The following is a 24,508-nucleotide window of genomic DNA, read 5'->3' as shown; positions in this document are numbered from 1 at the left end:
TCATATGGTATAATAAGTTAAGCTAGAGTGGTGCAGTATTCTAGTCAGTTCGCCATTTCTGAAGGCGGGCCTAAAAATCCGCCATAGGGCACATCGATGAAGTTCCTGGTGTTGGCTTGAGTCGCCCAGACTTGGGTCGATGCTGGGAGTTAAGGTCGCAGGGCGATCCACAAAGGCATGTGGGCGTTGACCCTGCTTCCGCGGAGGCCCATTCTTGTAGCAGAGCGGTTAACGCTGCCTGCTATGAATTGGGGTATGAACCTGTTTCAGCTGCATGGGAACGCAGTTGAACAGCGTAGCCTGCCTTGAGTGGAGCTAGAGGGGATTATGGATTATTGGGAATTTTCAGCTCGGCCGGCAGTTTATTTCCTACCACCCATATGAAATCTGCTCTGCAAAAGAGGCTAGGAAATGTGTGGAACTGTTGAGGAAAACTCCTAGACTGTTCCGAGTGACACTTAAAGGGGATTATAGTGCGGACTAAGTGGTAATCCAGTCTAGCGCATGGTGACTACGCTAAGATTGATGTAAAGGGAAACCGCCTGAATGGCGACGTTCAGGTATCGATCTGGGAAAACCTACTGGACCTAAGCCGCAGTCTTTACTCTTTAAGTGACCACTCTTCACTACATACGACAACAGGGTTGTTCGACTGACAGGGAACAGGGGGCATTTGACTGACCCTTGGATTACCCGGTAGTTGAACACCTATTTTTATGTGATTATATAATGGACAAGGAGTAGATATGAAAGCTTCCGTATCAAAATCCATAAATTGGAGTTTAGCTATTGCCGTTATCACACTTGTGTTAGCGGCTATTTTTTCAATTATTTCAACAGCAGTATTGAGTGGGGTATCGTGGGCACTTGGAATGTTTGTTGTACTAATGATCGTTCTTATTGGTATATTCTTTGATACAATAGGAGTAGCATCAACAGCAGCAAATGAAGTACCTTTCCATGCAATGGCTGCTGAACGATTGACCGGAGCAAAGCATGCCATCTTTGTCACTCGAAACGCAGATCGCGTAGCTAGTTTTTGTAATGATGTGATTGGAGACATTTCGGGTATTATAAGTGGTACAGCTTCTGCAACTGTTGTAGTGCAATTGACGCTTCAACTTGGACATAGCGATGGATCAATGTTTCAATATATAATATCAGTAGTATTTACAAGTGTAATTGCGGCCTTAACTGTAGGCGGGAAAGCGCTCGGTAAAACGTTTGCCATCCACTTTTCTACAGGAATTATTTTTCAAGTAGGTCGGTTCCTTTATTATGTAGAAAAAACATTTAAAATTAAAATGGTAGGCAATCAATCCAAAAAGAAAAAAGGCAACCGTAAATCGAAATAAAGAAGGGGAGGAAATTCCCATGGATTTAGAAAAAATCGATAGTCCAAAATTCCTGAAAAATTATGACACTAATGATATGACAGAACTAGCCGAAGAAATTAGATGTTTTCTGATTAACAAATTATCCGAAACTGGAGGTCATCTAGGTCCTAACCTGGGTGTCGTTGAGCTTACAATTGTGCTACACAAGATTTTTGATAGCCCAAAGGATAAGTTTATATGGGATGTTGGCCACCAAGCCTATGTTCACAAAATTCTAACGGGTAGAGCTTCAAGATTTGATACGCTGCGTAAGTACAAAGGGCTTTGTGGATTTCCGAAAAGGAATGAAAGCGTGCATGATGTTTGGGAAACTGGACATAGCTCGACTTCATTATCTGCAGCAATGGGCATGGCAGCAGCACGTGATATGAAGGGGACTGATGAAAGCGTCGTAGCAATCATCGGTGACGGCGCTCTAACTGGTGGTATGGCATTAGAAGCTCTAAACCATATTGGTCATGAGCAGAAGGATATGCTTGTCATTCTAAACGACAATGAAATGTCAATAGCCCCTAATGTTGGTGCTCTTCATAATGTATTAGGGAAACTTCGCACTGCTGGAAAATATCATAAAGCGAAAGAAGAACTTGAATACTTACTGAAGAAGATCCCTGCATTTGGTGGTGCTTTAGCATCTACTGCTGAGAGAGTGAAGGATGCACTAAAGTATTTACTAGTATCGGGTATTTTCTTTGAAGAACTCGGTTTTACGTACCTTGGACCTGTTGATGGACACGATGTTGAGGCATTAATGGAAAACATTAAATATGCTAAGAAAACAAAAGGGCCTGTCTTAATCCATGTTCTGACTAAAAAAGGTAAAGGTTATCATCCTGCAGAAAACGATGAGATTGGCGTATGGCATGGTGTAAGTCCATATAAAATCGAAGCGGGAGAGCAGATTAAACCAAAAGTTGCAGCACCAGGCTACAGCAAGGTTGTTAGTGAAACTGTACGAAAGCTAGCAGAAGATGATGATCGTATATCGGTCATTACACCTGCTATGACCGTTGGGTCAAAGTGGGAAGGATTTGAGAAGCAATTCCCTGAGAGGCTTTTTGATGTTGGGATTGCTGAGCAACATGCTACTACTATGGCAGCTGGTCTAGCTACCCAAGAACTCAAACCTGTTTTATCTATTTATTCTACGTTTTTACAAAGAGCATATGATCAGTTAGTTCATGATGTTTGTCGACAGAATCTAAACGTATTCCTTGCGATTGACCGATCAGGTTTAGTCGGTGCAGACGGTGAAACACATCAAGGAGTATTCGATGTCTCTTTCCTTCGCCATATGCCGAATATGGTCTTGATGATGGCGAAAGATGAGAATGAGCTTCAGCATATGGTATATACAAGTCTACAATATAATCAGGGGCCAATTGCCGTTCGCTATCCAAGAGGGAATGGTTTAGGTATACAAATGGACAAAGAGCTTCAAGAGATCCCTATAGGCACATGGGAAATTATTCGTGAAGGTAAAGATGTAGCGCTACTTTCATTTGGTCCAACTCTTCAGGACTTATTAAAGGCAGCTGATATTCTTGAAAAGGAAGGCGTTTCAGCACGGGTAATCAATGCTCGATTTATTAAACCTCTTGATGAGTTCATGATGGCTGAATTGATGGACGAAGGTATCCCAATGCTTACTGTTGAAGAAGCGATTCTTCAAGGAGGCTTTGGTAGTGCTGTGTTAGAATATGTGAACGATAGTGGCTATCAACATGGCACTATTCAAAGAATGGGTATTCCGGATACGTATATTGAGCATGGTAGTGTAAATGAGCTACTGAAGGAAATTGGATTAACACCAACCGATATTGCTGCTAAAGCAAAGAAAATGATACCAGCAAAGCAAAAGAGGGCATAAAAGAGCATGGCGAAAAAAGAAAGACTTGATGTAATTCTTGTGAATCGTGGGCTAATTGATACAAGAGAAAAAGCAAAAAGAGCCATTATGGCTGGTTTAGTGTTCTCTGAAACAGAGAGAATGGACAAGCCTGGCATGAAAGTAAATGAAGATATAGCGCTACAGATAAAAGGCGACACATTACGTTATGTTGGACGTGGTGGATTGAAGCTTGAAAAAGCGATTGAGGTTTTCTCACTAGATCCAGAAAACAAAGTTGTACTCGATATAGGTTCCTCTACAGGCGGATTCACAGATTGTGCACTACAAAATGGTGCAACACTTGTTTATGCTTTAGACGTTGGATACAACCAGTTAGCGTGGAAACTTCGCGTTGATGATCGAGTAGTTGTGAAAGAGAGAACCAATTTTCGTTACTCTGTAAAAGCGGATTTTGATAAAGGTTTACCAGATCTCGCAACAATTGACGTGTCCTTTATTTCATTGAAGTTAATCTTACCTGTTCTTAAAGAAATACTTAAAGAAAATGGTGAGGTAGTTGCACTTGTTAAACCTCAATTTGAAGCTGGTAGAGGTGAAGTTGGTAAAAAAGGTATTGTTCGTGATAAGAAAATTCATCTACGTGTTTTGAAAGAAATGATGCATTTTGCGACTCAGGAAGGCTATCAGATCAATGGACTTTCTTATTCTCCGATCACCGGTGGTGAAGGTAATATTGAATTTCTTCTCCATCTTGGGTGGAAACAAGAGATTAAGACTGAAAATGTTCCGGACCCAGAAGAAGTTGTAGAGCGAGCGCATCAAGAGTTTTAAAAGGATACACCATGTGTGTCCTTTTTTTCTACTTAAGAAAACACAAAGCACTTATTACTATCTTGTCCGGCAAGTTTTTTGGACTTATAGAAGTGAATATTTATGAATGCCTATACAAAAGTAGGATAGGGCTATATAATAAGGCTGTCACAATTTACTTACCGGAATTTCTGGAGGTTTTACTATGAATAAAGGACAACGTCACATTAAAATTCGTGAACTAATTGCAAATCAAGATGTTGAAACACAAGATGAGCTCGTATATAGTCTCAAAAGTGCAGGATTCAACGTAACTCAAGCCACGGTATCAAGAGATATAAAAGAGCTGCATCTTGTTAAAGTACCAACAATAGACGGAAGATATAAATACAGTCTTCCAGCTGATCAGCGTTTTAATCCATTACAGAAGCTTAAAAGAACGTTGACCGATGCATTTATAAGTATTGATCATGCGGATCACCTTATTGTTATGAAAACGCTTCCAGGTAATGCTAATGCAATCGGTGCGTTAATTGACAATCTTGACTGGGAAGAGATTATGGGGAACATAAGTGGGGACGACACCATTCTAATTATCTGTAAGAGTGCAGAAGCCGCTCCTATGCTATCCCAACGCTTTATTGATATGCTTTAAGACAGAACGATGATCTTTGAAGGTGGGAGAATATGTTAGCCGAACTATCCATTCGTAATTTTGCGATTATAGAAGCGATTACCGTTTCATTTGAACGCGGTTTAACGGTTCTTACTGGCGAAACGGGTGCGGGGAAATCAATTATTATTGATGCAATAGGACTGCTAGTAGGTGGCAGGGGTTCAGCGGAATTTGTTCGATATGGCACGAAGAAGGCTGAAATTGAAGGATTATTTCATATAGACCCAGAACATCCTACAGTTCAAAAGTTAGAGGATGTAGGGATTGAGTTTACCGATGATATGGTCGTATTACGACGTGATATTTCGAGTGCAGGCAAAAGTATTTGCAGGGTAAATGGCAAATTAGTAACGCTCGGAATTCTAAGAGAAATCGGCCAAACACTTATTGATATTCATGGACAACATGAACACCAGGACCTCATGCAGTCAGACAAACATTTGTCTCTCCTTGACCAATTTGGAGATGGATCGATAGGACCCGCATTAACTGAATATAGGGAAGTATATCACCGTTATAAAAAGATCCAACAACAGATGAGGAACCTCACTGAGAATGAACAGCAAATGGCTCACAGGCTCGATTTAATTCAGTATCAGCTTGAAGAGATTACGAAAGCAGAACTCTCTCCTAATGAAGATGAAGAACTTATGGAAGAGAAAATGCGTTTAGGTAATTTCGAGAAGCTTTTTTCGGCTCTTCAGGATGTTTATCATTCTTTACATGGTGATAACAAAGGGCTTGATTGGGTTGGCCTTGCGATGTCGCAGCTTGAATCTGTCTCAGATCTTGATGAAGAACTGAAAAGTTACCATGAGGAAGTTGCGAATCAATATTATTTACTTGAAGAAACAGCAGGTAAATTAAATACATACCGTGATCAACTTGAGTTTGATCCAGCACGATTAGATTTTGTAGAAGAACGATTGAATGAAATTCAGGTTCTAAAGAGGAAATATGGTGAATCTGTAGAAGAGATTCTTGAATATGCTGCTTCAATTGAAGATGAAGTAGATGAGCTCGTGAACCGAGAAGATCGTGTAGAGGAGCTTGAATCTAATTTAAAGGGCATTAAAGCCGACTTATCAGTTGAGGCCGACAATTTAACTGGTCTTCGTAAAACAGTTGCCAGAGTCCTTGTAGACGCGATTCATCATGAACTTAGAGATTTATATATGGAAAAAACAGAATTTGCGATTCATTTTAACGAATTGGATAACAAGAAAGAAGCATTTCATAAATCCGGCAAAGATGATATCGATTTTATGATTTCAACTAATCCTGGTGAACCACTTAAGCAATTATCTAAAACAGCCTCTGGTGGAGAGCTATCTCGAATCATGCTTGCCTTAAAATCAATCTTTTCAAAGCATCAAGGCATTACGTCAATTATCTTCGATGAAGTAGATACTGGTGTAAGTGGGAGAGTTGCTCAAGCAATGGCTGAGAAAATCCAGCGTCTTTCTTCTGGCTCTCAAGTTCTTGTGATTACTCACCTTCCTCAGGTAGCTGCTATGGCTGATCATCATTTGTATATCTCGAAAGAGGAAACTGGTGAAGGTCGGACGAAGACAAGTGTTGGAAATTTAAGTGATGAAGAGCAAATTGAAGAACTTGGAAGAATGATTTCAGGCGCTGAAATGACTGAACTTACGAAGAAACACGCTAGAGAATTATTACTTCAAGCTAACCAAATAAAATCATGATATGAAATGCTATCCAACTAAGGGTAGCATTTTCATTTTTACAGGTTATAATAACGAGCAGTCAAGGCAAAATTATAGATACAGCCATGTTGGAGGTGTGGGCAAGAGCGAGGAGAGTGAAGAATTGAAGACAGAAATGATTCGTAAATTGTTAGGCGTAGTTCTCCTTGGTTTTCTAATTGCACTTGGTTTCACGAAACCAGTACAATTATTTATATCGATTCCAGATGAGATTGTCATGTTTGAAGGAGATCAAGCAACTATCCCATCTGTTATACCAGCCGCGAGCACAATCGGAGGTTCGGAAGTAGTAAGTATTGATAAACAACAAAAAGATCTGACGATTAGTGGTAAGAATAGCGGTTCGGATATACTTGACTTAACGGTTGGTGAATTTCCCGTTAAGAAGGTTGATGTTAAAGTTCTTCCTGAATTCAAAGTGATTCCAGGAGGTCAGTCAATTGGTGTGAAGCTTAATACGCGCGGTGTCCTTGTTGTAGGCCATCATCTCATTCACACAAATCAGGGTGATCGATCCCCAGGAGAGTTAGCTGATATACAAGTGGGAGATATTATTACCAAAATTAATGGGCAGTCTGTAAAGAAAATGAGTGATATTGGTTCAATTGTAAAGAAAGCTGCAAATGAAGGCCATGCGCTTCAAGTAACGATAGTTCGAGAAAATAAAGAACTAAGTAAGAAGCTTGTTCCGGTAAAAGACAAACAAAACGAATCCTATCGAATTGGGTTATACATTCGAGATTCAGCCGCAGGTGTCGGAACTCTGACTTTTTATCATCCTAATACTAAAAAGTATGGAGCATTAGGTCATGTTATATCCGATATGGATACCAAAAAGCCAATAGTTGTTCATCATGGAGAAATTTATCCCTCTTCTGTTACTTCCATAGAGAAGGGAAGCAATGGTCATCCAGGAGAAAAATTGGCAAGGTTCTCTAATACCGATCAGAAACTTGGTACAATTACGCGAAACAGTCCTTTCGGAATTTTTGGCGAAATGAATATTGAAGTGAAAAAGGGTATGTATGATAAACCAATGCCAATCGCTTTATCACATCAGGTGAAAGAAGGACCTGCTAAGATATTAACAGTTGTAAAAGGCAGTGAAGTAAAAGCCTATGATGTAGAAGTGGTTAGCTCTATTCCTCAGAAATTTCCTGCAACCAAAGGAATGGTTATAAAAGTAACGGACCCAGAATTGTTAAAGGAAACTGGTGGCATTGTCCAGGGGATGAGTGGAAGTCCCATTATACAAGATGGAAAAGTAATAGGTGCAGTAACTCACGTATTTGTTAACGACTCGACTTCAGGTTATGGTGTCCACATTGAGTGGATGTTAGAAGAAGCTGGTATTAACATCTATCAGCAAGGTCATAACGATAAGCGGGCAGCGAGCTAAAAAAGCTCACTGTTCGCTTTCTTTCGTTTTCTGGGCGTGATATACTTGTTATGAAGAAAATTCGACAAAATTGAAAGAGTATTCAGAATTTGTTGTTATATAAAGGATATGTAAGAATGTAAGAGATATTTGTTGAAAAAATATTGTTTTTAAATGTTTTTAGAAATTTTAGAGGAAATTTACCAATCCCGTTGAATGTTTATACTACTACGGTAACCAAACTTGTGGAAGGAGAGACGGAGCCGTGCAAAAAATAAAAGTATGTTTAGCCGACGACAACCGCGAATTAGTCAATTTGATTGAGGAATATATGTCTAGACAGGAGGATATGGAGGTAGTCGGGACCGCTTCCAATGGTCAAGAATGTTTGGAAGTACTCGAAGACGAAGAACCTGATGTACTAGTTCTCGATATCATCATGCCACATCTTGATGGCCTTGCTGTACTTGAACGTTTAAGAGAAATGAATTACACGTGCAGTGTGATCATGCTAACTGCGTTTGGGCAAGAAGATGTAACAAAAAAGGCTGTTGATCTTGGCGCATCGTACTTTATTCTAAAGCCATTTGACATGGATAACCTGGCAAGTCACGTAAGGCAGGTAAGTGGCAAGAAAACCACCTTCACAAACAGCAGCTCTAGTTCATACAAGCGTCAGCCGCGAGATAACCGTCCAAGGAACCTGGATGCAAGTATTACGAGTATTATTCATGAAATTGGTGTACCAGCACATATTAAAGGTTACATGTACTTAAGAGAAGCGATTACAATGGTATATAACGACATTGAATTACTTGGTTCAATCACTAAAGTTCTTTATCCTGATATTGCAAAGAAATTCAATACAACTTCATCACGTGTGGAACGAGCAATTCGACATGCAATCGAGGTTGCGTGGAGTAGAGGGAATGTTGAGTCAATCTCTAATTTATTTGGTTATACCGTAAGCATGTCAAAAGCTAAACCAACAAATTCAGAATTTATCGCAATGGTCGCAGACAAGCTTCGAATTGAGCATAACATGGATAACTACTCACATACGAGATAATCAGCATTTTTATACTTTTATATAACAAAAAACAAAGCCTGTGTTAATGGCTTTGTTTTTTGTTTGGCTTAAAATGTTATCAAGTTATTTGCTATCAACGATTAGAGTCATTTTTAGCGCTTCTAGAAGAAAATCTATCCTGTACTTTGTTTCGTTTACGATCTCGATAGAATATGAAACCTCCAACGAATGATAATCCTAAAATAAGAAAAACCAATCCGAGTATGAATTGAAGTATGAGAGATGTAAATGGTGGGTTTAACACGCCGAAAAGTACATCTCTCATTAATTTAATGCCTATAACACCGAATATACCTGGAATTAAAACGATAAGTAGAGCTATTAAACGCATTGGTCGTGCACCCTTTCTACACATCACTATTGCTATTGTAGCGGAGACGCCTTGAAGTGTCTATGGGTGTCATTTGCTGTCTTTAACAATTTTAAATTAAAAACCATGCATGATTTGTCAAAATGTCGAAAGAGATGTATGATTAGTATGAAATATATTGCATGTAGAGAATGCAGGTGATGAATATTTGCGAACATGTATGATTGTTGGTGCTGGCAAAGGTGGTCAAGCGCTTCTCAATATACTCAGAGAAACGAAGATGATGGATGTTATTGTGATCGTGGATTGTAATTTGGATGCCCCTGGTATACAAACAGCACGTGAAGCAAATATCGCGATTTACTCTGATTGGAAAGAGGCTTTAACTCGTTTTGAAATCGATGTCATTATCGAGGCTACGGGTAAAGAAACGGTTTTTGAAGAAATTAGAGATAGGCGAGAGAAACATACTGTGTTAATTCCTGGATCTGTCGCTAACATTGTTCTAAATTTAATTGAAGAAAAAGAGATACTTATTGATACATTGCAACATCAGTCGAAACAACAGGAAATTATTCTTGACTCTACGCATGATGGAATGATTGCCATCAACGTTGATGAAGAAGTAACCTTGTTTAATCGAAGCGCTGAGAAAATTACTGGGATTAGTAAAGCTCAGGCTGGTGGTAAATTAATCGGGTCACTTATGGCTTCGAGTATGTTGCCGAGGGTATTGTCTTCAGGACAACCTGAAATTAATCAAGAGCAGCTACTTCCAAATGGAAGAAAAATAATCACCACACGCATCCCCATGTTTGATGAAGAAGGTAAACGGATTGGTGCACTTGCAGTTTTCAAAGACATGACAGCAATCGAAGAAATGGCGCAAGAAGTAACAAATTTGAAAAGTATCCAGTCAATGCTTGAGGCTATTATTCAATCCTCTGATGAAGCAATATCTGTAGTAGATGAGCACGGTAAAGGACTGATGATTAACCCTGCTTACTCAAGGTTAACTGGTCTCGAGCGGGATGAAGTGATTGGAAAACCTGCCACTACCGATATTTCTGAGGGAGAAAGCATGCATATGCGTGTTCTAAGGACGAGGAAACCTGTTCGTGGTGTTCAAATGAAAGTAGGACCGAGCAAGAGGGAAGTCGTAGTAAACGTTTCCCCTGTGATTGTAGATGGTCGATTGAAGGGGAGCGTTGGAGTTATTCACGATATTTCAGAGCTTCATTCCTTAAATAATCAACTGCAGCGAGCGCGACAAATTATTCGCACACTAGAAGCAAAGTATTCTTTTGAAGACATTATCGGTAATTCTGAAGAAATGACTTTCTCGATCCAACAAGCAAAACTAGCCGCCTCTACACCTGCAACAGTTTTGCTTCGAGGAGAGTCAGGAACAGGGAAAGAACTATTTGCACATGCTATACATAATGCAAGCGATCGTAAGTACAACAAGTTTGTAAGAGTAAACTGTGCAGCTATTTCTGAGTCTCTGTTCGAAAGTGAACTTTTTGGATATGAGGACGGAGCCTTCTCTGGAGCTAAGCAGGGAGGAAAAAGGGGTCTGTTTGAAGAGGCGAACGGAGGCAGCATTTTCCTTGATGAAATAGGTGAAATTTCTCTTACTACTCAAGTGAAGTTACTTCGCGTGCTACAAGAGCGTGAGATTGTCCGTGTAGGGGGATCGAAACCGATCTCAATTAACGTTCGAGTCATTGCTGCAACCAATGCTAAGTTAGAAAAGAGAATAATGGATGGTTCATTTAGGGAAGATTTATACTACCGATTAAATCGTCTCCCAATCCAAATTGCTCCTCTAAGACAGCGCAAAGAAGATATTGCAGCACTTGCAGATCATTTAATAACCAAAATAAATCAAGATTATGGAAGAAATGTCGAGGGGATTACTCCTGCAGCCGCTGAGTACTTTAAAGAGTACGATTGGCCGGGAAATGTAAGGGAGTTTGAGAATGTACTCGGGAGAATTGTAATTCATATGGATACTTCAGAGTCGATGATTGATTTAGACCATATTCCATCTTTATTGAGTGAACAAAAGGATGCTGAACTGCTTTCAGTAGAGCGCACACCCGAAAAGACGTTATCTCAACTTGTGGATGAATTTGAGAAGAAGACTATAAGTCAGACCCTTGACCATTACGATGGGAATAAGACAGCCACTGCAAGAGCGCTAGGAGTGTCACTTCGGAACCTATATTATAAAGTGGAAAAACATGAAATTGAAAAATCCAGCATGCAATAATTATCACACTTTGAAAAATATTGCATGGTTCTTGCTTTAGAATCCTTTATGTATCAACGGTTCGAAGTTGGCACAGAACTTGCATAATAGAAGAAGGGCGTAAAAGGAGGGACACCAATGAATCTAGATCAACTTTTGACTCATGCTTCTAATCAATCCAATAAAACTGTTGCATTAGCTGCGGCTGCGGATATGGAAGTCATTGAAGCAGTTAAATTAGCAGTAGAGCAGAACCTTGCTTCGTTCATTCTATATGGTGATGAAGACAAGATCATCAAGATGGTAAACGAGTTTAACTTGTCTACTTCTGAAGACATCAAGGTTGTTCATGAATTATCTGACAGAGATGCATGCAAGTCTGCTGTAACCGCTGTCAGTAATGGAGAAGCGGATGTATTGATGAAAGGCATGGTTTCCACATCCGTTATCTTAAAGGAAGTTTTAAATAAGGAATACGGGCTTCGAAAAGGGAAAGTCCTTTCACATGTAGCTGCATTTGATGTGCATGGTTATGATCGCTTAATTTTCGTCACGGACTCTGGTATGAACATCGAGCCAGATCTAACACAGAAAGTAGAGATTGTTAAAAATGCTGTGAGCATTGCTAGAGGAATAGGGATAGAGACACCAAAAGTTGCTTCACTTGCTGCAGTTGAGGTTGTTAATCCATCCATGCAGGCTACGCTTGATGCCGCTGCACTAACACAAATGAATATGAGGGAACAAATAACTAACTGCATCATTGATGGGCCACTGGCGCTTGATAATGCGATTTCGATAGAAGCAGCAGCCCACAAAGGAATTAAAAGTGAAGTGGCGGGTTGTGCAGATATACTACTTGTACCTTCAATAGAAGTCGGTAACGCCTTATATAAATCACTCGTATATTTTTCTAATGCAAAAGTTGGCGGGGTTATAGCCGGTGCTAAAGCGCCAATCGTTCTAACATCACGAGCAGATAGTGCCAAGAGTAAAGTATATAGCATTGCACTTGCTGTAAGTTCAACAAACTAATTTAAGAGGAAAATCAGGGAGGAAGATTACAATGGAACTTTTTACTTATATGGAGAAATATGATTATGAGCAAGTCGTAGTTTGTCAGGACAAAGCATCTGGATTAAAAGCAATTATTGCCATTCACGATACAACACTTGGGCCTGCTTTAGGAGGAACAAGAATGTGGACATATGCTTCAGAAGAAGCAGCATTTGAAGACGCACTTCGTCTTGCGAAAGGCATGACTTACAAGAACGCTGCTGCCGGTCTTAACCTCGGTGGGGGGAAAACGGTAATCATTGGAGATCCTCGTAAAGATAAGAACGAAGCAATGTTCCGTGCGTTTGGTCGTTACATTCAAGGGCTTAATGGGCGTTACATTACAGCGGAGGATGTAGGTACTACAGTTCAAGACATGGATACAATTCATGAAGAAACAGAATTCGTAACAGGTATTTCTCCAGCGTTTGGTTCATCTGGTAACCCTTCTCCTGTAACAGCTTATGGTGTTTATGTTGGAATGAAGGCGGCTGCGAAAGAAGCATTTGGTACAGATTCCCTTGAAGGAAAGACCGTAGCAGTTCAAGGTGTTGGAAACGTTGCTTATAACCTGTGTAAGCATCTACATGAAGAAGGAGCATCGCTCGTTGTAACGGATATTAACAAAGAATCCGTAGACCGCGCAGTGGCTGATTTTGGTGCAAAGGCAGTTGATCCTGATGATATCTATGAAGTGGATTGCGATATTTTTGCTCCATGTGCTCTAGGTGCTATCATCAATGACGATACAATTGGGAAAATTAAAGCTAAAGTAATTGCAGGAGCAGCAAACAACCAGCTTCGTGAAACCACTCATGGTGATCAAATTCACGAGATGGGTATCGTTTATGCACCTGACTATGTAATCAATGCAGGTGGGGTAATCAATGTAGCTGATGAGCTATATGGCTATAATCGTGATCGCGCTATGAAGCGTGTGGACGGCATTTACGATACGATTACTAAAGTAATTGAAATCTCTAAACGTGATGGTATCCCTACTTATGCTGCTGCAGACCGTCTTGCTGAAGAAAGAATTGCGCAAATGAAGCATTCAAGAAGCCAATTCCTAATGAACTCTCAGCATATTTTAGGGCATCGCAAATAATCGGAGGGTTTCAAGTGATAGATAAAGAATTTCGACTTCTAGTTATTAATCCAGGATCAACTTCAACGAAGATTGGCGTTTTTGATAATGAACGTGCCGTATTTGAGAAATCATTGCGGCACGATACAAATGAAATAAACCAGTTCGAAACAATTATTGACCAATATGAGTTTAGAAAGAAAACCATTCTTGAAGCATTAGATGAGGAAGATATTAATATATCAAAGCTTGATGCTGTAGTTGGACGAGGCGGATTGCTAAGACCAATTGAGGGTGGTACTTACTCAGTAAACGATCAAATGCTTGAAGATCTCAGAAACGGTTACTCTGGAGAGCACGCTTCTAATCTAGGTGGAATTATCGCTTTTGAAATAGCAGAACAGCTAAATATTCCATCATTTATTGTTGATCCGGTTGTTGTAGATGAGCTTCAGGATGTCGCTCGACTTTCAGGTGTTCCACAAATTGAGCGAAAAAGTATTTTTCATGCGTTAAATCAAAAGGCTGTCGCAAGAAGAGTAGCGGCCCAGATGAACAGCAAATATGAAGAATTGAATTTGGTTGTAACCCACATGGGCGGTGGGATTACAGTAGGAGCGCACAAAAAAGGAAAAGTAATCGATGTAAACAATGGATTACACGGAGAAGGTCCTTTCTCTCCTGAACGTGCAGGAACTGTACCTGTTGGTGATCTTGTATCCATGTGCTTCTCTGGTGAATATTATGCGGAAGAAATCATGAAAAAGCTTGTAGGACAAGCTGGCTTTGTTGGATATCTCGGTACAAATGATGCGGTGAAAGTAGAGAAGCGTATTAGTGAAGGTGATGAGAAAGCAAAGCTTGTATTCGATGCGATGGCGTATCAAGTAGCCAAGGAAATTGGAGCGGCCAGTGCAGTTCTTGCAGGTGAAGTCGATGCGATCGTTTTAACCGGAGGGCTTGCATATGGTAAAGAATTTGTTTCTCAGATTACCGAGAATATTAAATGGATTGCAGACGTTATCGTACATCCCGGGGAGAATGAACTACAAGCACTTGCAGAAGGTGGATTGCGCGTGCTGAGAAATGAAGAAGCAGCTAAGATCTATCCGGTTTCCTCTGTAGAGTCTTGTGTTTTATAATACGTTCTGTAAAGGAGAATTTGAATGGCTGAAGAATATGATCTCGTCATAATGGGCGGAGGTACTGGTGGATACGTAGCCGCAATACGTGCTTCACAGCTTGGTCTTAAAACAGCAATTGTAGAGAAACGTGAGCTTGGTGGAACATGTTTGCACAGGGGTTGTATCCCTAGTAAGGCGTTACTTAGGAGTGCTGAAGTATTTGCTACTGCTAAGCATGGCGAGAAATTCGGAGTAATGGCTAAAGAAGTAGCACTTGACTTCAAGAAGGTACAGGAAAGAAAGCAAAGCATTGTAGATCAACTTCATAATGGTGTGAAGCACTTAATGAAGCAAGGGAAGATTGATGTATTCGAAGGATTTGGTAGAATTCTTGGGCCTTCTATTTTCTCACCTATGCCTGGTACTGTTTCTGTTGAGATGAACAATGGGGAAGAAAACGAAATGTTAATCCCTAAAAACGTTATTGTGGCAACAGGCTCTAAACCGAGAACTCTTCCTGGCCTTGATATAGATGGGGAATTTGTTATGACATCGGATGAAGCACTTCGAATGGAATCTCTCCCTTCATCAATCATTATCGTAGGTGGTGGTGTTATTGGTATTGAGTGGGCGTCTATGCTCGTTGATTTTGGTGTAGATGTTACTGTTCTCGAATATGCAGATCGGATAGTCCCTACTGAGGACCACGATATTTCTAAAGAAGCTCACAAGTTAATGAAGAAAAAAGGCATCAAGCTTTTCACAGGTGCGAAAGTAATGGGCGACTCTCTAGAAAAAGGGGATGGGGTCTCAATTCAGGCTGAGCATAAAGGAGAAACAAAAACTTTTACAGCTGATAAAATGCTCGTATCTGTTGGCCGTGAGGCCAATGTGAAAAATATTGGCCTAGAAAACACGACAATTGAAGTCGAAAAAGGTGTTATTCAAACAAATGAATATTACCAAACGAAAGAATCACATATATACGCAATTGGTGATGTTATTGGCGGGATGCAACTCGCACATGTTGCTTCTCACGAAGGAATTACGGCTGTTGAGCATTTAGCTGATCAAAATCCTGAACCAATCGATTACACAATGGTTCCTAGCTGTATTTACAGTAGTCCAGAAATGGCAAGCGTTGGTTTAACAGAAGAGGATGCAAAAGCTCAAGGTCTTAATGTTAAAATTGGTAAGTTCCCTTTTAAAGCAATTGGAAAAGCGCTTGTATTCGGTGAATCAGATGGTTTTGTAAAGATTGTCGCTGATGCCGACAATGAGGATTTGCTTGGTGTACATATGATTGGTCCTCATGTAACAGATATGATCTCTGAAGCCGGACTCGCTAAGGTTCTAGACGCAGCTGCTTGGGAAGTTGCCCACACGATTCACCCCCACCCGACACTATCAGAAGTGATTGGTGAAGCTGCACTTGCAGTAGATGGAAAAGCAATTCACTCTTAATTTGGGTTAAATAAAGGAGGTAAATACGATGGCTGAAAAACGTCATGAAGCACTTGGTCTTTCTGATGAACGTGTGCTTGAGATGTTCGAAACAATGTTGATGGCTCGTAAAATAGATGAACGTATGTGGCTTTTAAACCGTGCTGGTAAAATTCCATTCGTTATTTCCTGTCAGGGACAGGAAGCAGCTCAGGTAGGTTCTGCATTCGCAATGGATCCTGCAAAGGATTTTGTAGCACCGTATTATCGTGACATGGGCGTTGTGCTTGCTTTTGGAATGACAGCTAAAGATCTTATGCTATCAGGATTTGCAAAGGCAGAAGATCCAAACTCAGCTGGACGCCAAATGCCAGGTCATTTTGGACAAAAGAAAAATAATATCATTACAGGCTCATCTCCAGTTACAACCCAGGTTCCACATGCAGTTGGTTTTGCATTAGCAGGCCGAATGGAAGGAAAAGATCTTGTAACGTTCTGTTCATTTGGAGAAGGTTCTTCTAACCAGGGTGATTTTCATGAAGCAGCTAACTTTGCTGGTGTTCATAAGCTCCCAGTTCTTTTCGTATGTGAAAACAATAAGTATGCGATTTCTGTTCCTGTTTCAAAACAGTTAGCTTGTGAAAAAGTATCAGATCGTGCGATTGGCTATGGTATGCCTGGCGTAACGGTGGACGGTAATGACCCACTTGCTGTATATGAAGCGGCAAAAGAAGCTGTTGAAAGAGGTCGCCGTGGGGAAGGTCCTACACTTATTGAGACGGTTTCTTATCGTTTAACACCACACTCAAGTGACGATGATGATCGTGCTTATCGTACGCGTGAAGAAGTTGAGGAAGCGAAGAAAAAGGATGCCCTTATTACATTTGCAGAGTACTTAAAAGAAGTTGGCGTCCTCACTGATGAGAATGAAAAGGAAATTCATGATCGTGTTCAAAAAGAAGTAGATGAAGCAACAGAATACGCCGAAAATGCTGAATATGCACCTGCTGAAGATGCATTGAAGCATGTATACGGAGAGTAAGGGGGAACCATTATGCCAGTTATTTCATATATTCAAGCGATAACTCAAGCCCTCAGGGAAGAAATGCAGCGTGACGATAAAGTCTTCGTTCTAGGTGAAGATGTAGGCGTACGCGGAGGCGTTTTTAGAGCAACTGATGGTCTTTATGATGAATTTGGAGAACAGCGTGTTATCGATACACCACTTGCGGAATCTGCTATTGCCGGAGTTGGAATTGGTGCTGCTATGTACGGCATGAGGCCTGTAGCTGAAATGCAGTTTGCTGACTTTATTATGCCTGCTGTTAATCAGATCGTTTCTGAAGCTGCAAAAATTCGCTATCGGTCAAATAACGATTGGAATTGTCCAATTACAATCCGTGCGCCATACGGCGGTGGAGTACATGGAGCTCTTTATCACTCACAATCAGTTGAAGCTCTCTTCGCTAATGTACCTGGACTAAAGATTGTTATGCCTTCCACTCCTTATGATGCAAAAGGACTTCTAAAAGCAGCGATCCGTGATAACGACCCTGTGCTGTTCTTTGAACATAAGCGAGCTTACCGTTTAATCAAAGGTCAGGTACCTGAAGAAGAGTATACGCTCCCTATTGGAAAAGCTGATGTGAAACGTGAAGGAGAAGATATTACGGTCATTACATATGGTCTAAGTGTTCATTTCGCCCTTCAGGCTGCAGAGAAGCTCGAAAAGGATGGTATATCAGCTCATATTCTTGATCTTCGCACTGTTTATCCGCTTGATCGTGAAGCAATTGTAGAAGCAGCTAAGAAGACTGGAAAAGTCTTGCTAATAACTGAGGACAACAAAGAAGGAAGTATTATGAGCGAAGTGTCCGCTATTATTGCAGAAGAATGTCTGTTTGACCTTGATTCACCTATTCAGCGTCTTGCAGGACCAGATGTTCCATCTATGCCGTATTCACCTCCAATGGAGAAATACTTTATGCTTAATCCTGACAAAGTTGAGAAAGCGATGCGTGAGCTAGCAGAATTTTAAAGAATTGCAAGAAGAGGAGGGTTTCATGTGGCAGTTGAAAAAATACTGATGCCTCAGCTTGGGGAGAGTGTCACCGAAGGAACAATTGAGAAATGGCTTGTAGAAGTCGGAGATACTGTCAATAAGTACGATCCAATTGCAGAGGTTAACACTGATAAAGTAAATGCGGAAGTTCCTTCTTCCTATTCAGGCGTTATTAAAGAGCTTGTTGCAGATGAAGGCGATACAATTGAAGTTGGAGAGCTTGTTTGCTATATCGATGTTGAAGGTGGCTCTTCTGAAGAAAAACAACAGGAAGAGCTTACGGAACAACAAGCAGTCGAGAATGTCTCAGAAGACAAAAAAGAACAGCCTCAGGATGAAGATCAACCAATGAAACGCCGTTACTCACCAGCTGTTCTTAGACTTGCTCAAGAAAATGATATTGACCTTGAACAGGTTAACGGTTCCGGTAAAGGTGGCCGTATTACTCGTAAAGATATTCAAAAGGTTATTGACTCTGGTGAGATCCCTGCACCTAAGCAAGAAGAGAAAGCGAAAGAACCAGAATCAAAACAAGAACGTAAGGAAGCACCTAAAGCTCCTGCTTCAAAACCAGCACCTGAAGCATCTAAAGGATCCGATGTACCTGTTTCTGAAGGAGACATTGAAATTCCTGTAACGGGTGTGCGAAGAGCTATTGCGAACAATATGCTTCGTAGTAAGCATGAAGCACCACATGCGTGGACAATGGTTGAAGTTGATGTTACAAATCTTGTTGAATACAGAAACGGCATTAAAGACGACTTCAAGAAGAAAGAAGGCTATGGTTTAACGTTCTTTGCCTTCTTCGTCAAAGCTGTAGTAGAAGCTCTTAAAGAATTCCCGCAAATGAACTCCATGTGGGCAGGTGATAAGATTGTTCAGAAGAAAGATATCAACATTTCTATTGCAGTTGGAACAGATGAATCTCTCTTCGTACCAGTGATTAAGAATGCAGATGAGAAGTCTATTAAAGGCATTGCTCGCGAAGTGAAAGAGCTTGCTCAAAAAGCTAAATCAGGCAAACTTAAAGGTGAAGAAATGCAGGGCGGTACGTTTACAGTGAACAATACGGGATCTTTTGGATCGGTTCAGTCTATGGGGATTATCAATTATCCTCAAGCTGCTATCCTTCAAGTTGAAAGTATTGTGAAACGTCCTGTTGTAATGAATAATGGAATGATTGCAGTGCGAGATATGGTTAATCTTTGTCTTTCACTAGATCACCGTGTTCTTGATGGAATGATTTGTGGTAAATTCCTTGCACGGGTTAAAGAAAACCTTGAGACAATTTCAAAAGAGAACACTTCTGTCTATTAAGTTACATGGCTGTCCCGTTTAACGGGATAGCCACTTTCTTTGCATAGAATGAAAGCCTTTCTTGGAAATTATCGGGGATTCGCGATACAATGTAAGATAAGGTGTCACGAAATAAGGGAGGAATATAGAATGTCCATGGACTTTAATTTATTCATGAATGACGTAGTAGCAACTGCGCGCGAAGAAATCAAAGCAGCAGGTTACCAAGAGCTTACAACGCCAGAGGCAGTTGAAGAGGCTATCACGAGCGAAGGAACAACGCTTGTTATGGTTAACTCCGTATGTGGTTGTGCAGGAGGCGTTGCTCGTCCTGCAGCTAGAATGGCAATTGCCAATGAGAAAACACCAGACAAACTTGTAACTGTATTTGCTGGTCAAGATAAAGAAGCGACTGCGAAAGCTCGTTCTTATTTCACAGGATTTGCTCCATCTTCCCCTTCATTTGCTATTCTAAAGGATGGACAAATTATCAATATGGTAGAAAGACATGAAATTGAAGGTAGCGATCCAGAAGAAGTTTCTGGTATGTTGCAATATCTATTTAATAAGTATTGCTAAATCGTATATGTTATTCGAAGCACCAGGCCTTAGGTCTGGTGCTTTTTTGTATGTTTTTCTTATATTTAGTTAATGGTGAAGACTTAATTGATAGAAAAATAAGAAAATATAAACATTAATTTATATTAAATTTTATGTATAAAAATGTAGATTATCGTTCTAACGTCTGATATAGTGTTTATTATTCAAGTTGATGAATTATTATACACATATACAGGGGGATTTATGATGAATAAAAATTGGTTGGTTGTACTAGTTGGATTGATGTTATCAGTAGCGCTTGTGGCTTGCGGCTCTGCAAATGAGGACGGAGAGTCTAATGCGGGCACAAAAGAATCGAAAGAAAAACTTGTGATGGGAACGTCAGCAGATTATCCGCCGTTTGAATATATAGATTCTGCAAAAGGTGACGACATCATTGGTTTCGATGTAGACATTGCAAACTACATTGCTGATGAGCTTGGTTATGAAGTTGAAATTAAAGATATGGACTTTAGTGGACTAATTACAGCACTAAGCAGTGAACGAGTTGATTTTGTTCTTGCAGGGATGACTCCAACAGAAGAACGAAAAGAAAACGTAGACTTCTCAGAAATTTATTACACTGCAAATCACATGATTGTTTCTTCAGCAGATAACAAGATTACATCTCCTGAAGAACTAGAAGGTAAAAAAGTTGGTGTGCAGCTTGGGTCTATACAAGAAGATAAAGCAAATGAGATTAAAGATAGCGGAATAGGCATGGAGATTATTACACTTAACCGCATTCCAGAACTCATTCAGGAGCTTAAGTCCGGTCGCTACGACGCAATTATAATTGAGGATACGGTCGCTAACGGCTATCTAAAGAGCAACGATGATATAACAGGAGAAAACCTTCCGAATACAGAAGAGGCGGGATCGGCCGTAGCATTTCCTAAAGACAGTAAACTTACTGAAGAGTTTAACAACGTAATTAAAGAAATGAAGAAAAATGGCAAAATGGACGAGCTTATCGAGAAATGGTTTGGACAAGACACCGTAGAATAACATTATAAGAAGAGAAAGGTTGAACAGGCATGAATTTGGACTTCACCCAATTCGTGCCTAATATTCCCTACATTCTACAAGGAATATTGGTCACGTTAAAATTTGTAAGTGTATCGGCAATACTCGGGTTCGTTCTTGGAACGATACTCGCGCTATTTAAAATCGGTAGAGTTAAGATCCTGAGGTGGATTGCGGATGGTTATACATCTATCTTTCGTGGAACACCACTCATCTTACAACTCTTATTATTCTATCATGCGACTCCGCAGTTAACGGGCTATGATATTAGTGCGTTTGAAGCAGGAGTGCTATCATTTGGGTTGAATTCCGCAGCATATATATCAGAAATTATACGAGCTGGAATTAGAGCTGTTGATAATGGTCAGAATGAAGCGGCAGCCGCACTCGGAATTCCTTATCGTCCGATGATGAAAGACATCATTTTACCGCAAGCAATGAAAAATATTCTACCTGCATTGATGAATGAATTTATTACACTAACAAAAGAATCAGCGATCGTTTCTGTTATTGGTGTTTTTGATATTATGAGACGTAGCCAAATAGTTGCTGCTGAGAAATTTAAATACTTCGAGCCTTTACTTATCGCTGGAGTTATTTACTACTTACTCGTTATGGTTCTAACACTCATTGGCAAGATGGTAGAAAGGAGAATGAGCCGAAGTGATTAAGGTAGAAAATCTTCAGAAGAAATTCGGTAAGAATGAAGTTTTGAGTGGTATATCCACTGAAATCAATAAAGGTGAAGTTGTAGCAATAGTTGGGCCGTCTGGTTCAGGTAAATCCACGCTGCTTCGCTGTATGAATCAGTTAGAAGAGGTGACATCTGGAACGATTTGGATAGACGATCATAAATTAAACGATTCTGGTACGAATGTGATGGAACTACGGCAGAGGATTGGAATGGTTTTTCAACACTTTCATCTCTTCCCACACAAAACAGTGTTAGAGAATTTAATATACGCTCCAATGAAAGTGAAGGGGATAAGTAGGAAAGAGGCTGAACTGAAGGCTCATGAGCTTTTAAATCAGGTTGGTCTTTCAATGAAAGCAAAGGAATATCCTAAGCGATTGTCTGGTGGGCAGAAACAACGTGTTGCTATCGCTAGAGCACTTGCAATGGAGCCTGAATACATGCTCTTTGATGAGCCAACATCCGCACTTGATCCTGAGATGGTTAAAGAAGTACTCGATGTGATGAAGCTACTTGGTGAAACAGGGATGACAATGGTTATTGTTACTCATGAAATGGCGTTTGCAAGAGAGGCGGCTGATCGGGTTGTTTTCCTAGATGAAGGAAAGCTTGTTGAAGAAAACTCACCTTCTGAATTTTTTAGTCAGCCAAAAACGGAACGAGCCAAAGCCTTTCTTGAAAAAGTATTATAAAAGCGAACCTCAACGGTCGCTTTTTTTTTATGGGACTATTTTCCCTTGAAAACGTTTTTTATTAAAAAGATGCTGTTCAACTTGTGGAAAATGGTTTAGACTCTGTAAGTTGAAGGATATTAATGGAGTAACTACATGTGGAAGGAAGTATTGTAATTGAAAGTGAAAATTGGTTATCGAACGCTAAAAACAGCAGTAGGAACGGGAGTAGCGATTACGATTGCACAATTGCTTTCGCTAGATAATTATGTATCTGCAGGGATCTTAACCATCCTCTGCATTAAGCCGACTACCAAACGTTCATTTCGTAGTTCTTGGGAAAGGTTTCTAGCTTGTCTATTAGGTATAGTATTTAGTGCAGTATTCTTTGAAGGGATTGGCTATACGCCATTTAGCATCTCGTTATTGTTACTCTTATTTATACCGGCAGTCGTAGCAATTAAAGCGACAGAAGGCGTTATCACAAGTTCTGTTATCATTTTGCACATTTATAATTTCAATACAGTGAGCTGGGAAATTGTTTGGAATGAAGTGGCTATTATCGTCATTGGGATAGGTGTAGCCCTTATATTTAATCTTTATATGCCAAGTCTAGAGAAGGATTTGCTGCACATTAGGAAGCAAATAGAAGAGAAATTTTCTATTATACTAGAGGAATACGCTGTGTATCTTAGAGAAGGGGAAAGTCACTGGGATGGGAAAGAAATCATTGATGTTGGAGACTTACTTCAAAATGCAAAGAATCTTGCTTTGAAAGATATTGAAAATCATATGCTTCGTGATGATGATAAGTACTACGTCTATTTTAAAATGAGGGAGAAACAATTTGCTATTCTTGAACGAGTTCTTCCAATCATTTCTTCTCTCGATCAAACGTATATTCACGGTAAGAAAATGGCTGAGTTTATGGAAAAGCTAAGCCATTCAGTGAAGCCTCAAAATACAGCGAATGTGTTTCTTCACGAATTAGAAGAAATGCGTGAAGAATTTAGAAATTCACCGCTCCCTGTTGATCGTGATGAATTCGAAACACGTTCTGCACTGCTTTATTTTCTAAATGAAATTGAACAATATTTATTACTCAAGCGATATTTTAAACCAGGTGCCTTTTCTAAAAGCTGAATGAATGATGAGAATGAACGCATGCTAGTTAGTAAAAGGGGTTCAAACAAGTATGATTCAACTATTCTTGTCTTTATGCTTATCGGCATCCATTTTGTTTCCTTTTGGAGATCAACCGCAGCCTGGCGATCCTTTTATTATTGTGAATAAACAATCGAATGAACTCGCCTTTATAAATGAAGATGAAATTAAAAAGGTTCGAACCGTTGCAACTGGCCGTAGTATGGAACTAACTCCTGAAGGTACATTTATGATCATAGTAAAAGCTGAAAACCCTTATTACAGGAAGAAAAACATCGCTGGGGGTACGAAAGAAAATCCGCTTGGTACGCGGTGGATTGGTTTTGATGCGAAAAACACAGATGGGCGTATTTATGGATTACATGGTACAAATCGACCTGATTCAATTGGACAGTATACAACTGCCGGATGTGTGAGACTTCAAAATAATGAAATTGAAGATTTATTTAACGAGGTACCAATTGGAACACGTATTTTAATTACATCAAGTTCAGATTCCATGGAGCATATTGGTGTGAAAGCCGGAGCACTGTCGCAAAAAAATAACTAAGCTATACAAAAGAGGAGGCTGTCAACTGACAGCCTCCTCTTTTGTATAGTGAAAAACGAATAAGGTAATTGGTCATAAGCCTAAAACAACATGGCGGTTGCTCCGGCAAACAAGCTAAGTAGCATTGAAATAATCATAATATATACAACAATCTTTGTCGTTTTACGAGGCATGTGAGTCCCTCCCCAATCTGAACATTCTAACGTTATTCTACATGTATTTGTAAACAGGGACAAGATGA

At 40.0% G+C, this 24,508-nt stretch carries 23 protein-coding genes; 21 read left to right on the top strand and 2 right to left on the bottom strand.

Annotated elements, in window-relative coordinates; genetic code table 11:
* Nucleotides 1–746 precede the first annotated feature (746 nt).
* The 7 genes from JI666_RS05570 to spo0A all read left to right on the top strand — a co-directional run bounded on the left by JI666_RS05570 (nt 747) and on the right by spo0A (nt 8,909).
* The gene (locus tag JI666_RS05570) at nt 747–1,355 is read left to right on the top strand and encodes a hypothetical protein (protein WP_136947476.1); all 609 of its coding nucleotides are present in this window, start codon (nt 747–749) and stop codon (nt 1,353–1,355) included.
* A 19-nt stretch (nt 1,356–1,374) separates the two neighbouring features.
* The gene (gene dxs / locus JI666_RS05565; RefSeq protein ID WP_206889724.1) at nt 1,375–3,267 is read left to right on the top strand and encodes a 1-deoxy-D-xylulose-5-phosphate synthase; all 1,893 of its coding nucleotides are present in this window, start codon (nt 1,375–1,377) and stop codon (nt 3,265–3,267) included.
* 6 nt (nt 3,268–3,273) lie between these two features.
* Nucleotides 3,274–4,080, top strand: coding sequence for a TlyA family RNA methyltransferase (locus JI666_RS05560; RefSeq protein WP_206889723.1), 807 nt, complete (start codon nt 3,274–3,276; stop codon nt 4,078–4,080).
* 184 nt (nt 4,081–4,264) lie between these two features.
* Complete coding sequence (gene ahrC / locus JI666_RS05555; RefSeq protein ID WP_136947473.1) at nt 4,265–4,714, top strand: transcriptional regulator AhrC/ArgR; 450 nt, start codon at nt 4,265–4,267, stop codon at nt 4,712–4,714.
* A gap of 32 nt (nt 4,715–4,746) precedes the next feature.
* Nucleotides 4,747–6,441: a DNA repair protein RecN gene (recN, locus tag JI666_RS05550; protein WP_206889722.1), complete on the top strand. Its 1,695-nt coding sequence runs from the start codon at nt 4,747–4,749 to the stop codon at nt 6,439–6,441.
* Between the two features lie 124 nt (nt 6,442–6,565).
* The gene (gene spoIVB / locus JI666_RS05545; protein WP_206889721.1) at nt 6,566–7,861 is read left to right on the top strand and encodes a SpoIVB peptidase; all 1,296 of its coding nucleotides are present in this window, start codon (nt 6,566–6,568) and stop codon (nt 7,859–7,861) included.
* A gap of 244 nt (nt 7,862–8,105) precedes the next feature.
* Nucleotides 8,106–8,909 carry a sporulation transcription factor Spo0A gene (spo0A, locus tag JI666_RS05540; protein WP_206889720.1) on the top strand — a complete coding sequence of 268 codons (804 nt, stop codon included), beginning with the start codon at nt 8,106–8,108 and terminating at the stop codon, nt 8,907–8,909.
* Nucleotides 8,910–9,003: 94 nt separating this feature from the next.
* Here spo0A and JI666_RS05535 read toward each other — a convergent pair whose 3' ends face one another.
* A complete protein-coding gene (locus tag JI666_RS05535) occupies nt 9,004–9,261 on the bottom strand; it encodes a DUF2627 domain-containing protein (protein ID WP_206889719.1) in 258 nt (85 codons plus the stop codon).
* Between the two features lie 187 nt (nt 9,262–9,448).
* Between JI666_RS05535 and JI666_RS05530 the strand changes: the two genes are divergently transcribed.
* From JI666_RS05530 to JI666_RS05465, 14 genes are all read left to right on the top strand, one after another.
* On the top strand, nt 9,449–11,515 hold the full coding sequence (locus tag JI666_RS05530; RefSeq protein ID WP_206889717.1) for a sigma 54-interacting transcriptional regulator: 2,067 nt from the start codon (nt 9,449–9,451) through the stop codon (nt 11,513–11,515).
* A gap of 117 nt (nt 11,516–11,632) precedes the next feature.
* Entirely contained in the window at nt 11,633–12,529 is an 897-nt protein-coding gene (gene yqiS / locus JI666_RS05525; RefSeq protein ID WP_206889715.1) for a phosphate butyryltransferase, read from the top strand.
* Nucleotides 12,530–12,560: 31 nt separating this feature from the next.
* Nucleotides 12,561–13,658, top strand: coding sequence for a branched-chain amino acid dehydrogenase (gene bcd / locus JI666_RS05520; RefSeq protein ID WP_136947466.1), 1,098 nt, complete (start codon nt 12,561–12,563; stop codon nt 13,656–13,658).
* A 14-nt stretch (nt 13,659–13,672) separates the two neighbouring features.
* The gene (buk, locus tag JI666_RS05515; protein ID WP_206889714.1) at nt 13,673–14,779 is read left to right on the top strand and encodes a butyrate kinase; all 1,107 of its coding nucleotides are present in this window, start codon (nt 13,673–13,675) and stop codon (nt 14,777–14,779) included.
* A 24-nt stretch (nt 14,780–14,803) separates the two neighbouring features.
* Nucleotides 14,804–16,225 carry a dihydrolipoyl dehydrogenase gene (gene lpdA, locus JI666_RS05510; protein WP_206889713.1) on the top strand — a complete coding sequence of 474 codons (1,422 nt, stop codon included), beginning with the start codon at nt 14,804–14,806 and terminating at the stop codon, nt 16,223–16,225.
* A 28-nt stretch (nt 16,226–16,253) separates the two neighbouring features.
* Nucleotides 16,254–17,246, top strand: coding sequence for a thiamine pyrophosphate-dependent dehydrogenase E1 component subunit alpha (locus tag JI666_RS05505; RefSeq protein WP_206889712.1), 993 nt, complete (start codon nt 16,254–16,256; stop codon nt 17,244–17,246).
* 12 nt (nt 17,247–17,258) lie between these two features.
* The gene (locus tag JI666_RS05500) at nt 17,259–18,242 is read left to right on the top strand and encodes an alpha-ketoacid dehydrogenase subunit beta (protein WP_206889711.1); all 984 of its coding nucleotides are present in this window, start codon (nt 17,259–17,261) and stop codon (nt 18,240–18,242) included.
* Between the two features lie 27 nt (nt 18,243–18,269).
* Nucleotides 18,270–19,583, top strand: coding sequence for a dihydrolipoamide acetyltransferase family protein (locus JI666_RS05495; protein WP_206889710.1), 1,314 nt, complete (start codon nt 18,270–18,272; stop codon nt 19,581–19,583).
* 129 nt (nt 19,584–19,712) lie between these two features.
* A complete protein-coding gene (locus JI666_RS05490; protein WP_206889708.1) occupies nt 19,713–20,141 on the top strand; it encodes a BrxA/BrxB family bacilliredoxin in 429 nt (142 codons plus the stop codon).
* Nucleotides 20,142–20,369: 228 nt separating this feature from the next.
* Nucleotides 20,370–21,170 (top strand): transporter substrate-binding domain-containing protein, encoded by an 801-nt coding sequence (locus JI666_RS05485; protein WP_206890379.1) that lies wholly within the window; start codon nt 20,370–20,372, stop codon nt 21,168–21,170.
* Nucleotides 21,171–21,199: 29 nt separating this feature from the next.
* On the top strand, nt 21,200–21,859 hold the full coding sequence (locus JI666_RS05480) for an amino acid ABC transporter permease (RefSeq protein WP_206889706.1): 660 nt from the start codon (nt 21,200–21,202) through the stop codon (nt 21,857–21,859).
* Nucleotides 21,852–22,574 (top strand): amino acid ABC transporter ATP-binding protein, encoded by a 723-nt coding sequence (locus tag JI666_RS05475; RefSeq protein ID WP_206889704.1) that lies wholly within the window; start codon nt 21,852–21,854, stop codon nt 22,572–22,574. The genes JI666_RS05480 and JI666_RS05475 overlap by 8 nt, the downstream gene beginning before the upstream one ends.
* A 156-nt stretch (nt 22,575–22,730) precedes the next feature.
* Complete coding sequence (locus tag JI666_RS05470; RefSeq protein WP_206889703.1) at nt 22,731–23,696, top strand: aromatic acid exporter family protein; 966 nt, start codon at nt 22,731–22,733, stop codon at nt 23,694–23,696.
* A gap of 55 nt (nt 23,697–23,751) precedes the next feature.
* Nucleotides 23,752–24,267, top strand: coding sequence for a L,D-transpeptidase (locus JI666_RS05465; protein ID WP_414635130.1), 516 nt, complete (start codon nt 23,752–23,754; stop codon nt 24,265–24,267).
* 80 nt (nt 24,268–24,347) lie between these two features.
* Here the strand turns inward: JI666_RS05465 and prli42 are convergent, their stop codons facing one another.
* Nucleotides 24,348–24,440, bottom strand: coding sequence for a stressosome-associated protein Prli42 (gene prli42 / locus JI666_RS05460; protein WP_136947454.1), 93 nt, complete (start codon nt 24,438–24,440; stop codon nt 24,348–24,350).
* Nucleotides 24,441–24,508 lie beyond the last annotated feature (68 nt).

It is taken from the genome of Bacillus sp. NTK071, from assembly GCF_017303315.1.
GTDB lineage: Bacteria > Bacillota > Bacilli > Bacillales > Guptibacillaceae > Guptibacillus.
Note: the sequence above shows the minus strand (reverse complement) of the source record. Positions and strands in the feature narration are given on the sequence as shown.

Bases quoted from the DNA above. Each gene is read 5' to 3' on its own strand.
- yqiS (WP_206889715.1), top strand. From the start codon at position 11,633: ATGAATCTAGATCAACTTTTGACTCATGCTTCTAATCAATCCAATAAA.
- dxs (WP_206889724.1), top strand. From the start codon at position 1,375: ATGGATTTAGAAAAAATCGATAGTCCAAAATTCCTGAAAAATTATGAC.
- JI666_RS05490 (WP_206889708.1), top strand. From the start codon at position 19,713: ATGTCCATGGACTTTAATTTATTCATGAATGACGTAGTAGCAACTGCG.
- JI666_RS05535 (WP_206889719.1), bottom strand. From the start codon at position 9,261: ATGCGTTTAATAGCTCTACTTATCGTTTTAATTCCAGGTATATTCGGT.
- ahrC (WP_136947473.1), top strand. From the start codon at position 4,265: ATGAATAAAGGACAACGTCACATTAAAATTCGTGAACTAATTGCAAAT.
- JI666_RS05485 (WP_206890379.1), top strand. From the start codon at position 20,370: ATGAATAAAAATTGGTTGGTTGTACTAGTTGGATTGATGTTATCAGTA.
- JI666_RS05480 (WP_206889706.1), top strand. From the start codon at position 21,200: ATGAATTTGGACTTCACCCAATTCGTGCCTAATATTCCCTACATTCTA.
- recN (WP_206889722.1), top strand. From the start codon at position 4,747: ATGTTAGCCGAACTATCCATTCGTAATTTTGCGATTATAGAAGCGATT.
- JI666_RS05560 (WP_206889723.1), top strand. From the start codon at position 3,274: ATGGCGAAAAAAGAAAGACTTGATGTAATTCTTGTGAATCGTGGGCTA.
- JI666_RS05500 (WP_206889711.1), top strand. From the start codon at position 17,259: ATGCCAGTTATTTCATATATTCAAGCGATAACTCAAGCCCTCAGGGAA.
- bcd (WP_136947466.1), top strand. From the start codon at position 12,561: ATGGAACTTTTTACTTATATGGAGAAATATGATTATGAGCAAGTCGTA.
- prli42 (WP_136947454.1), bottom strand. From the start codon at position 24,440: ATGCCTCGTAAAACGACAAAGATTGTTGTATATATTATGATTATTTCA.
- lpdA (WP_206889713.1), top strand. From the start codon at position 14,804: ATGGCTGAAGAATATGATCTCGTCATAATGGGCGGAGGTACTGGTGGA.
- JI666_RS05570 (WP_136947476.1), top strand. From the start codon at position 747: ATGAAAGCTTCCGTATCAAAATCCATAAATTGGAGTTTAGCTATTGCC.
- JI666_RS05505 (WP_206889712.1), top strand. From the start codon at position 16,254: ATGGCTGAAAAACGTCATGAAGCACTTGGTCTTTCTGATGAACGTGTG.